Annotated in this window: 5 protein-coding genes; 1 reads left to right on the top strand and 4 read right to left on the bottom strand. The window is 35.1% G+C overall.

Annotated features, from left to right (window positions below):
* Positions 1-223 precede the first annotated feature (223 nt).
* On the bottom strand, positions 224-3634 hold the full coding sequence (locus GYM75_RS02090; RefSeq protein WP_220216532.1) for a M23 family metallopeptidase: 3411 nt from the start codon (positions 3632-3634) through the stop codon (positions 224-226).
* A 1417-nt stretch (positions 3635-5051) separates the two neighbouring features.
* On the opposite strand from GYM75_RS02090, the gene GYM75_RS02085 reads away from it, so the two are divergent.
* Complete coding sequence (locus tag GYM75_RS02085) at positions 5052-5540, top strand: hypothetical protein (protein WP_220216531.1); 489 nt, start codon at positions 5052-5054, stop codon at positions 5538-5540.
* Positions 5541-5601: 61 nt separating this feature from the next.
* Here GYM75_RS02085 and mukB read toward each other — a convergent pair whose 3' ends face one another.
* The 3 genes from mukB to mukF are packed head-to-tail and all read right to left on the bottom strand — an operon-like array spanning position 5602 to position 12120.
* Positions 5602-10020, bottom strand: coding sequence for a chromosome partition protein MukB (mukB, locus tag GYM75_RS02080; RefSeq protein ID WP_220216530.1), 4419 nt, complete (start codon positions 10018-10020; stop codon positions 5602-5604).
* A 2-nt stretch (positions 10021-10022) separates the two neighbouring features.
* Positions 10023-10754 carry a chromosome partition protein MukE gene (gene mukE / locus GYM75_RS02075; RefSeq protein WP_363317426.1) on the bottom strand — a complete coding sequence of 244 codons (732 nt, stop codon included), beginning with the start codon at positions 10752-10754 and terminating at the stop codon, positions 10023-10025.
* 43 nt (positions 10755-10797) lie between these two features.
* Complete coding sequence (gene mukF / locus GYM75_RS02070) at positions 10798-12120, bottom strand: chromosome partition protein MukF (protein WP_220216528.1); 1323 nt, start codon at positions 12118-12120, stop codon at positions 10798-10800.
* Positions 12121-12382: the final 262 nt, after the last annotated feature.

Genomic DNA, 12382 nt, shown 5'->3' with positions numbered 1-12382 from the left:
GATTAAACAATCTGTCTTGGTTAATTTACTGATTGCTGTCATTTTGAACAAACTCATGAACGATCATCTAAATATAAGATTTTCGTTCGGGAGAATGACATGATGTTATCCGTTTTGTTTGACTATTTTGATATATAAAAGTATAAGAAGTCTCCCATCCTTTAAATCCTTGTATGATCTCTAGCTTATTCTTTCATGACCATTTATATTTAACTTCAACTTATTAAAAGTCTGACGAAAACGTATTTTCATACCCCTCTTTTAGTATGTCTAGAGGATCTAATAAGTCAGCACGTCTTTGATACGGTTGGTTTTTACTATCCGTTAATGGATTGTTTAAATCTAATCCGTTTTCGCCTGAATAATATTCTAGGTGCAGGATATAAATAATCTTGTCATCAATAATGAGTTCTGGTTTATACTTGGTTGTTTCTTTGGAATCAGTTTTAATCTCAATACTATGAGGACTTTTTTCACTGCGTTTGAGTTCTTTTAATAATAGTCCTGTTTTAGCAATTACCGTGCCTTGCTTAACAGAGTCACCCACTTTAACGGTAATACTATTATAGTCAACTTCACCATAGCGAATAATGAATTGTCGCCCATTTTTAGTTTTATGCTTTATTGTTATTTCATATGTTCGAGAGTAAAAACTGTCTATTCCTAGAACTGTTCCATCACATATTGCAACGATTTCGGCGTTAGGTTCAGTATAGAGATCTCGCCCGGCATGTTTTCTTTTACCGCCATCACATTTCCATCCAAACGCTGTTTGATTATTATTTTCAGTCCAATTGTAATTTTGACCCAACTGCATATCAGAATTATTTATTGGTTTTTCTTTTAGTGGAAAAATAATTTCAGGTTCAGGACTTGTAGTATTGAAATAATTTACCATTGCCACAGGGTGAATAAACCAAGCTTTGCCATCGGTTGATAAATTGGCTAGTTTAGGTGTGTCGGTATTCGTATCGGTCTTATTGTTATTTGTTGAATCAGTTGATTGTGCTTGGGATACGTTTTTCCACCATAATGATGGTTTTATGCGTTCTGTTTTTTCAATTTGCCAATTTTTTTTAACATATTCATGAGCCTCTTCTACTTTGTCTAAAGCAAATTTTCGCTCGTGTTTTTTGGTGATACCGAGGTTGTCTAATTCGTTTGTTATAAATTTTTTGTTTTGTTGTTTTTCTTCGTCAAAAAGTGAATCAATTTCATTCCATTTTTTTAACGCTTCATCCGCATACCATTCACTTTCATATTTTACTGATAAATGTCCAATCTGTTCTGCCGTCCAACTTGTTCGTAATACATCTTTGAATTGGTCATTTATAAATGGTTGTTTATTATTTATTTTTAGTTGTTGCAAAAACTTTTTAAGCTTACTTTTCGGCATATCCATTGATGTATTTATAAGAGCATGATTATATCCGGTTTGAGATAGAATCATTATTAATGCCATCATTGTTTCAGAATAATCTTCAGTGTTTAATTTTACTGCACGGTTTTTATTCAATTTTTTTGAAAAATCACCTACCGACGCTTTTTCTTCTAACGTCTTAAAATCTGACCAATGCCATGGGGTAACAAGTTTTATATGTGGCTGAGCACCTTTTTTAGTATTTACCCAACCTTGTATTGGTACGCCATATTTATTGCCTGCCTGAATATATCGCCATACTGTATCCGCATCAGCATCATCTACTGCTGTTAGGCGTTCTTCATCCGATGATGCATTAATCGATATCGTGCGCTGATAATATACTGTATTGTTATTCTTGTTTACTTTTGAATTTTCGAGTGATAGTGGAAATTTTTTCCAACACTCTATCTTGCTATTAAGTTGCCCCTCTTTACCACCTAAGTGTAGAACGTCTTTCGAAGCTATCCAATAATGCTTATTCTCAATGCAAAACCGTATTTCAAAGAATTTAGGCGTATCCTTATTACTTAATATTAAAGGCGTATAATCAATCAATAGTTCAACTTCATCTGGAATATCTGCTGCGTTCAATTCAGGATGACGATATTCGTAAAAGCTAACCAGATTAGTTTTATCATCCTTCGTTAAACGGTATTTTTTAACTTTACTATGCTGTTTTTTAGTATTTGTCGTATTGTCTTTGTTGTCCAATACTCTGAAACGATCAAAATATGCCATTAACATTTGTAACGTATATTGAAGCGTAATTTTGACGTAATAATTATCCGTATTACCAATAAATTTTATAACTGGCCCTTTACTTATAAAACCATCCGGTTTTGAGGCACTAATTAAATTTGCATCTTTTTCAACTAAGATAATTGTCTTTTCACTGTTGGGTAACTTATCCGCCAAAGCACGTGTTTTATTGATAAATGCAGGAAAATTTTCACAGGTAAATAATTCTATATGTGCTAGTTCTGGTAATTTGTTATCTAATGCACGTTTCATTGTCGATAACGGCGCTTCTTTTGGTTCATCAAAACGTTCGCTTTGACTGACGTTATGACCGATATAACCGACAAAAGCGCCCTTTTCTATTGGGATAGGCTCTTTTAGCACTACGACTTCATCTAATTTTTCTGGTTTTTGTGAAGTTAATAGCAGCGATGTTAATTTAACATAGCCTTTATGTGGCGAATTGTTATCACCATTTTTGTTTATCAATATTGTTGGTACTGTGCACTGGCTGATTTTCCGAATCTTGGCATATCCGTTTTCTTGTCCATCAAATTCAAAAGTTGCGGATTGAGGCAAATAGGTTAGTTTATGTTTTCCAGTAGCAGATTCATATATTGCAATACCTTTGATTTCTTTTTCTGGATGACCAACCTTATTATTATCTTCCCGACAGATTACGTAGTCTTTATTCGCTTCTGCTATTTTTCCTGTTGGTCTATCATATGCGGTTGTACCAATATTTTCATGCCAAACATAACCTTCAATATCACCTAATTCATTTTTAATTTCGCTTGAAGTGACCAACGTGCCTTGCGTGATTGAAACAATTTTATACCAACCTGGTCTACCTCTTCTTTGTTCACCTAACCGAATTTTACTTCCTTTTAATAATAAGCCGACAACCTTAGTTCCTTTTCCTTTTTTTCTTATTTCGCAACCTTGAATTGCTTCTGCTTTTTCTTCATTCACTTTAGCTGATTTTACTTGCCAAAAATGAGGATATTCAACTTGATTACTTTTATCTTGTTTTTTTTGCTCATAACCATACCAATCAAGTTGATGCATATATAAACTGTATAAGGTGATAGCAGGTGGCGGTTCGCTTGAATCAGCAATTTTTGGCATTTCTAAATAGTGCCGAACTAAAGTGAAACCACTTGAAAAATAGGCTACTTTTTGTTGTTTGGTAGGTGTTTTTTGTTCATCATTGTCATTGTATACAATTTTTGGATATACGTTGTTAATTCGATATGCGACAACTTCCCCATTAGCCATACATCGTAGTTTGCCATCACTACCGATTTTGTTTAATACTGCCTCATCAAGATGAATACCGCCGTGCCATATCCCATTTTCACCAAATGGATAAAAACCACTATTTGTTTCCGATAAAGCTTTATAATAAGCGTCTTGACTGAATTTTTTTTTACCAACGGGAAAGATAAAGTTGGTTATTTTTTTTATTGTCATTGTTATTCCTAATCCATTAATTGTATTTTTTTAATTATATGTTTTTATTTAATTTTAATTATAAGCACCGCATATCTATTACAACAAATAATCCTTATGGTATATCATCATAATTGATACCGTTGCTTTTCTGTTTTCAGTTAAGAACACAGCGCATAAATTAAACTCATCGATTTTAAATAGGTATTGTTTTCTTTATTTGAATTTAATTCTAAATGAATTCAATGCCTACCAACTTGCTTGATGACCTTAATTGTCTTTTTTACTAAAGCTGACCATTAGACTTTTTAACTTAAATTTTTTTGATTGAACTCATTCAATTTATTCAAAATGACGATTGAATATAGTGAATAAGACAACGATTAGAATTAAAGTAATGACAATGAAATTTATAAGGTGATAGGTTTTTATCGATTAATAAACTTAACCAAAAGAAGAAATGATGAGCGCTATTTCGCATAAATATATTTCAGATTAAGTAATTTAAAGTTATAACAAAAGGATATCGACATTCTAACAATTTTATAATCACTACTTTTCAAATTTATTTAAGTTTATAGTATTAAAGCATCTAAGACGATTATTTTATTACATAATATTGATAATCGAAACAGATCATAAATTACTATTTTTCCAGAAATATTGCAATAATTAATTTCACAAGATAACTCATTGAAAATCATCAATAATATAATATTCAATACTGACTTGTTTATTGTTTGTTCAATATGGGATTAAAGATTTATATCAGTAAAAAATGTAAGGTTGTATGTAATTATCTATTTATTCTTTATCGAATTAGCTGATATGTAATGACGGTATGGTAGTTCATTAAACTATAGGTAGCGGTCATATAATGTTCTTAACTGCCTATTTAAACCCTATTAATAGTTAAATATAGCGCACCTATCTAGTTCAAATTATCTTTTGGTCGATCTGTATTGCAACAATTAAGACCATCTAAAAAGTAGTTTACGAAATTTTATATGAATGACTATAGAGTAGAAGTTGAGGAAATTTTGGAAAAAAAATCGACGTTGAAAGCGTGTTGCTATGCCATTCTTGCCTAAAACCTGTTTTCCTTGTTATGCAACGGTTTAGTGTCGGTTTTAGGTTTAAATTGGCTTAATTGTTTTTTATTCCATTTCGTTTAAAAAAAGTTAAATTATTGGGTGATACAAGGATTAATCACTTAAACTATTTTCTATTTTTAAATTTTGATTAAAATTTATTAATACTGGTTAATTTTTCTTATGTCATCACTACATTAATAAGAAATAACTACATATTATTTTCTTTTTAAGCTATTCTATTAAGCACGCTATAAACGATTCTGTGTTATAGCTTTCCTATTAGCCTTCAATCATTCGGCTAAATTACTTAATCCAATTTACTAAACAAATCAATGGAATATATTATGAAAAAATTCATTCCTATATTATTCTTATGTAGTTTGTATGGTAGTAATAGTTATGCAGATGAAAGTCAAAATAGTTTCCATATACAACCTAAATTACAAACAAATAGCGATTATACAGAGTATAAAGCGCAATTAGCCGATAATCTTTCTTTGTCATTTTTTGTTGATAGCCAAGAACAGAAAGCCATACCCGTGTTATTAAAAGATGGCAAAAAATATCAACCAATTAGTATTAAATATTGTATTAAAAATTCCGATGCCTGCTGGCGACAAATTATTTATCATAATTCACTTTCTCATATTAGTTATAACCTTGATAAACCAGAAAGCAGAAAGAATTTATTGATATGGAAAATAGAGTATCTCGATAATGGTCAATTGGCTGAAACCGATTTTACACCGGCGCCAAAAACAGGGGCTTTACCTGATGGGGATGATGATTATGATCCTTATATCCTGTGGCAATCAGATTTAAGCAATTATTAATGCAAATAACTCATTCGCCGACAAATGTCGGCGAAAATATTATATAAAAAACCTAATTAGGTTATGCAAAGCCTTTTAATCCAACCACATGAACATGTTCTTGATTGTTGATCACTTTACGTACCAGTTTGTAAGTTGTCCCTTTTTCTGGACTAATGTTTTCAGGTGCAGCAATAATAAGCTGCATTTCTAACCGTTCACAAAGTTCAAAGAGTGTGGCAATAGATTTGGCATCAAGTCGAGCGGCTTCATCCAAGAATAATAAACGACATGGCGAGATGTCTTTATTACGTAAGCGTTTGGATTCTTCTTCCCAACTTTGAATAACCATTAATAGTATTGACATACCGGTACCGATTGCTTCACCGGTTGATAATGCACCACTTTCAGCACGTAACCAACCATCTGCCCCCCGATTAACTTCAACGTCCATTTCTAGATAGTTGCGGTAATCAAGTAATTCTTCACCAATATTTTGCGCAGTTCGTTGTCCCATATCGATATGAGGATTTAAACGTTGATAAAGTTTCGCTAACGCTTCAGAGAAGGTTATGCGGTTATTGCTGAAGAGATCTTGATGCTCGTTCTGGTCATCGGCTAATGCCGCTAACAGTGATGAGTGAGCTTCACGAATCGTAACATTTAATCGTACACCATTCACCTGTCCAAATGCCACCGCTTGTAAACCTTGGTTAAGCATACGAATACGGTTTTGTTCACGCTGAATAGTTTTACGGATAATATTTGCCACACTTTTTGAGCTGATGGCTAACTGTTGCTCACGTGAAGTTAATTCTTCGGTCAAGCGTGATAATTCAATTTCCATTTGTTCAATGGCTTCAATTGGGTCATCCGTTTTGACGATATCTTGGCGAATTCGCTCACGAAGATGTTTATAAACCGCAATGTAAAATTGAATTTTACGTTCTGGTCGTTTTGGATCTTCGGATAGTCTTAATACATCACGTAAGTGCTCGTTGTCGTTGACCGCTAAACGTAGTGAACCTAATGCTTTATCCGACATTGAACGTAGTTCATCTGCACTTAAATAAGCCAGCTCACGACGATGTAATCGGCGTTCAACGCTGTTTTCTTTAACTAAACGTAATACTAAGCACCACCCTGCTTTGGCTTCAACAACTTGTTCTCTAAGCTGTTTATAATCCCGCAGTGTTTGTGCTAGTCGTTTTTGCATTTGGGTCATTTCGCTTTCACACATAATGAGCTGCTTTTCAAGCGAAGTACAATGTTGACGATTACTATTCAGTTTTTGATGAATTTCATCACGACGAGCTCGAGCACGCTCTTCAGTGATCGCATCCGCTTTGACACCAATTTGATCTATTTCTTTATGCAGTTCATTAAGCATATCTCGTTTAGTTTCAAAGGCGCTTTTTAGTGAAGCTAATGTTTGATTATATTGATTATACTTATCTTGATATTGCTGCATTTGACTGCGTGCTTCAGTTCTTTGTGCTTCAACAATTTCTAATCGAGCGCGCAATTTTTCGTTCAAATCAGTATTTTCATTCAACATTCCAGCTGAATCTTCATAACTAAAGTGAGCTCGGCGTTGCATCACTTCAGTAAGTGCAAAGACTTGTTGGCGAATAGTGTGTTGCTGTGCTTTAACGATGTTGTATTGTTCACGTAATGCTTCGTTTTGCTCAGGATCACTTTGTAATACAGCAACTAATGGTTCAAGCTCAGAAACGGTATGGCGATGACGGCTGACGTATTGCGCCGCATCTTGTGCTTCAGCAACTTGTTCACGCAATTCATCTACTCTATCCGCTAAATCATCATCAGCCAGTAAATGCATTTGAGCAACTAATCGATTTACTGTCACTAGTTGCTCTTTACAGTTGGCAACTTGCTGTTGATTTTGTTGATCTATCGATTCTTGTGATGTTAATTGACGTTCAATTTCATTGCGTCTTGTCGCTAGTTTTTGTGCTTCAGCTTCGGGATCGATATCAAAGGCAACCGATAAATATTCACCAATAAATTGACCCACATTTTGTTCAATTCGTTGTAATTTTTGTAAATCAAATGAGAGGTTAGCATAACGTTCATGCAGTTCATCTCGCTCTAATGATAGTTTTTCAAGATGGATTTCACGTGCTGCTCGCCCAAATAATGGAACTTTTGGAAAACTGGAGAAGCGCCATTGGCGTTCACCTGTTTTAACTAATACAGCCTTATTCATCTCTTCACAATCAAAAACACTATCGTCAAATGAGGATGGATCGCCTTCAATAAAATAGATATCTTCTGGATAATCTTCTTCACTGGTGGTCAGATTTTCAAGTTGTGCTTTAACTTGCGACAAATCCGGTACCACAATTGCTTGACGTGATGGGCCATATAAGGCTGAGAAATAAGGTGCATCATCAATGGTGACATCTTCATAAATTTCAGAAAGTAATACACCATTAAATCGCTCAGCTAATGCCGATAAACGACCATCATCAACCCCACTTGGTTGATTAAGTTGTTCAATTTGAGTATCTAATTGATTTCGTTTGAAGGTTATCTGATCGCGTTCTGTGACCAGTGCACGTTCTTGTTCAAGTAGCTGTTGCATATGTTGCGTGACAGCTTGACTGTGGGTAAAGCTTTGTCCAGTTTGCTCTTGTAAGGCAATTAAGGCATCTTGTGCTTTTAACCACATTGGTGCTTTTTGTCGATAATCCGCTATTTTGGATTGAATTTGTTCAAGTTCTTGTCTGAATTCGATTCGTTTTTCACTTGATTCATTGGCTAATATTGCGTTTTCATCAAGTTGTATTTCAAGTTCTTGTTTTAACTCGTCAAGTTGATCATATTCAATTTGGCGACCAATGCGTTTACAGAATTGGGTTAATAGTGATTCGGCTTCTTTTTGTTCAAAAAAGCGTTGTTCTAATTCATCAAGTTGGAGTTGCAAATGTTCAGCTTGTTCAGCTTGATAGCATTGTGACGGCCATTGTCTTAATGCTTCTTTCGCTGCACGCCAAGCATCACTACGAACAACATCACCAACTAATTTCACCACTAATTGATATGCCCGATCAAATTGATTTATCGCCGCATCAGAAACACTGAGTCTTTGCTCCATTTCAAGCACTTGATCAGTTATTTCTTTTTGTTTTTCTTCAAAAATCTCAAAATGATTTTCGATATTGCTTATGCCTAATTTGGGTAATTGACATAAAGATTGAGCATTTTTTAGTGCTTGCAAAGCTTGTTGATATTGAATGGCACGGGTTTGTTGTACATCAAGCGCTTGTTGATAATCCGCTAATTGCGTTTTGATTTCATCCACTTCGTGTTCGGTGTGTTCCACTTGATCTCGATAGGTTTGATACTGTTCATTCGCTTCGAGTACAACTTCATTTTGCTCTTCAAGTTTTAAATTGAGATCATCTAAATCAGCTTGATAACGGTCAATTTTTTCTTGTTGGCGTAGCGCTGTTTGCGCTAAATTAAGGTGATCATTGGCTGCTTGTAAGTCGGTTTCTAAGTCACTTTGTGCATCTTGAAACTCTTTAAGTTCTTTTGCCATTTCAACTTGGCGGAACTGGTTACTAATGAGCAAATCTTGTGTTTTGAACATATCACGACGCAAACCCAGCACCGATTCAATATGTACACGACGCTCGTTAGCATGACGCATATAATCCGCAGCCACGTAATCGGTTGATTCAGTGATAAGATGTTTAAATAGGTCTCGGTCAGATTGAGTCACCCGAATAGCTTCTAGTGTCATTCGGTTTTCACGAAGTGCCGCTTCCATATCCTGAAACGCTTTACGTACACCACTATTTTCAGGAAGTAAGTAATCACGAAGTGAGCGAGTAATCGCACTTGAAATACCACCATATAGTGACGCTTCAATCAATCGGTAATATTTACTACGATCGGATGAGGAACGTAAGCGCTTAGGTAATACACCAAAGTCAAACATAACCGAATGATAATCGGTAATTGAATTAAATTGCTTAAAGATAACGCCTTCTATTGTTTCGACTTTATCTTTTAATTCGGGCAAGGATAAAATTCTTGCTTGTTTATCATTTAAACGTTCGGTTACCAGTTCAGTTGGGCTAATGCCAACAGGTAAACCTTGTAATAGAAAAGGTTTGATATCGACTTTTTTATCACGCCCAGCCACTTGCTGTAATCGAACACCGCATATAATTCGCTGATTACGTGAATTAATGACATCAAGCATGGAATAACAAACGCCAGGTTTTAATTTACCGTGTAAACCTTTATCACGTGATCCTGATGTTGCACCGGCTTCAGTAGTATTTCGAAAGTGTAATAGTGTTAAATCAGGAATTAATGCGGTCACAAATGCCGCCATGGTTGTGGATTTACCTGCCCCATTCCCCCCTGAAAGCGTGGTGACAAGTTGATCTAATTCAAATGTTCTGGCAAAAAAACCATTCCAGTTTATTAGGGTTAATGAGTGAAACTTACCGTGTCCAATCATAATTATTCAATCTCCTCATTAACATCTTCTTCTTGTTCTTCGTTATTATCATCGTCTAGGATAAGCGATGATTCGATTTTGATTGCTTCACCGTCTCGAATTAAACGTAATTGCGCTTCTTGTGCATCATCACTACTGCGCACATCTGCACCAAAACGGAAGATAGATTCGTTGATACGAAAACGGCTACTGTCATTTCCTACAATAAAAAATATCATGCCTAAACGACGTAATCGATTAAGTGCTGTTTTGACTTTATCAAATAGCTTTTGCCGATCTAAATCTGATCCAGTCGACCGTTGATTAACTAATTTAAGTAATTTACTTTCATCCGCTAACGAAACAAGTTCGTCAAAGAGTTCTTGTAAGGTAAAAATACCTTCATGCGCTAGCCGTTCAGGACTGAGATATAAGTAACAAAGGACTTTACCAACTAACATATCAAGTTCTGATAATACCGAACGTGGGATTAATGTTGTTGAACGAGGACGAAGGTAGAAAAAGCCTTCTGGTGCACGAATTAACTCTACATTATAGCGTTGATAAAATTGTTCCAGTTCAAGTTGAAAATCCATTAAAAAGGCGTGATTATCCAGTTCATCTATACCGATATGACGTCCGGAACGCAATAAACTATCAAGCTCAGGAAAAAGGGGATTGGCAATTGCCTGTGCTAATTTAACGGGCATATATTTATCGATAGATGCTTGGGAACTTGCCGCAATGCGCCCCATGACTTCATCAAGATGATGAGCTGTTTGTTCTAATTCTAAATCTTTAGTATCTGTTGATGACATGTGCTTGTACCTTAGCTCCATAATCGTTAATAGGTTTCCATTCGGCTGGGATACCGAGTAAATCATTTTCGGCAATCCCTAAACGAATAGCCTGATCGATAAATAATCTTGCAATATCAAAATGTTGTTCTCGAGGGAACTGTGCTAGATAACTATGAATAGCGATACTCATATCCAGTGGTTTATTTTCTTGTTTGAAGACCAATAAATTTTGTTCGATATGGGCAATAATGTGTTCTTGAATCTCTTCAATCATTTCAAATTCAAGTTCTGACGGTAATTCACCTGTTACTTCTGCTTCATGTAGTGCAAGTTCTTCATCACGCATATCAAGTAGGCGATCAGCATTGGCAAAAATAAGTGACCATGGTAAATCGAAATAGCCTTGTATTGATTTACGTAATCGCTGTGAAAAGACTCTGTTTTTATCTAAGTCAATAGCGGTACGGATAAATTTATGAACATGGCGATCATAACCAATCCAAAGATCAATCGCCTTTTGTCCCCAGCCAATAATACGATCAAGTTTGCCTTGTAAATCCATAACCACATTATTGATTTTATCAAGTTCAGGATTATCCATGGTTGCATCTTGAATCAAGAGCAGACTTGCTTGGAGTTTATCGCCCGCAGCGGCTAGCGTATCTTGCAATTCTCGTAATGTTTGTGACGTTTCAGTGAGTAAGCCTTCACAACTACTAATTGCTGCTTGCCAATCTTGACTTAATAAGGCCGAAATATTTTGTTTTACATCCGCTTGTTGCTCATCCATTACCCGTTGGGTGATATCAATACTATCAAAAATCTCTGCAACGGAGTATTTCAAGGGTGCAAAAACGTTACGATGCCAGTGAAGATCATCACCACCTTCAAGCGCCGCATCAGCTGCACGTTTTAGCTCTTGAGCAACAATAGAAAGCTGAATCGATAAACGTAATGTAGAGAATTCTCGTTGACGAATGTAGTAATCCGAAATGCCTATTCCTAAAGGCGTCAAACGATAAATTGAATAACCATCCGTCATTTCGCTAGTGAAACGCGTAATTAATCGCTGGCGTACTAAGTCATTAATGGCATTATTTGCTCGAACAGTAATCGTATCTTCACTCTGTTCGAAAATTTGTGATACATGCCTGAAAGCATCAATTAATTCTGATTCAGTCATTTCACCATCAAAGCGTTCGCTATTTAAGACGGCTATCGCCAATAAAAAAGCGAGCCGTTCAACTGGCAAATTAATTGAAAAATCATTTTTTTTTGCCCAAGAGACCAGTTCTGGCACTGATTGGGAAAAATCCATCATAGTGGTTCCTTAATAAAAGATGCTCAATTGTTGAATGCGCCCTAAATATAAATGAGTAAGACAATATATTGCGTTAAGGACAAAATACTTTTGATTATATAACAAATTATGCTAGTTAAAAATAGTAAGTTTAAGATTTGTTATTGATAACATGTTTCTATATATCAAAAAAATAAAAACACAATTTGGTTATTTATATTTAAGAATTGTAATGCAATTATTTTATTACTAAAGCGATCAAAAACGAACAAAACATATTTTA

Origin of the sequence: Gilliamella sp. ESL0441 (genome assembly GCF_019469185.1) — a bacterium.
In the GTDB taxonomy this organism is placed as follows: Bacteria; Pseudomonadota; Gammaproteobacteria; order Enterobacterales; family Orbaceae; genus Gilliamella.
The sequence above is the reverse complement of the archived record's forward strand: the minus strand, read 5'-3'. Positions and strand labels throughout refer to the sequence as shown.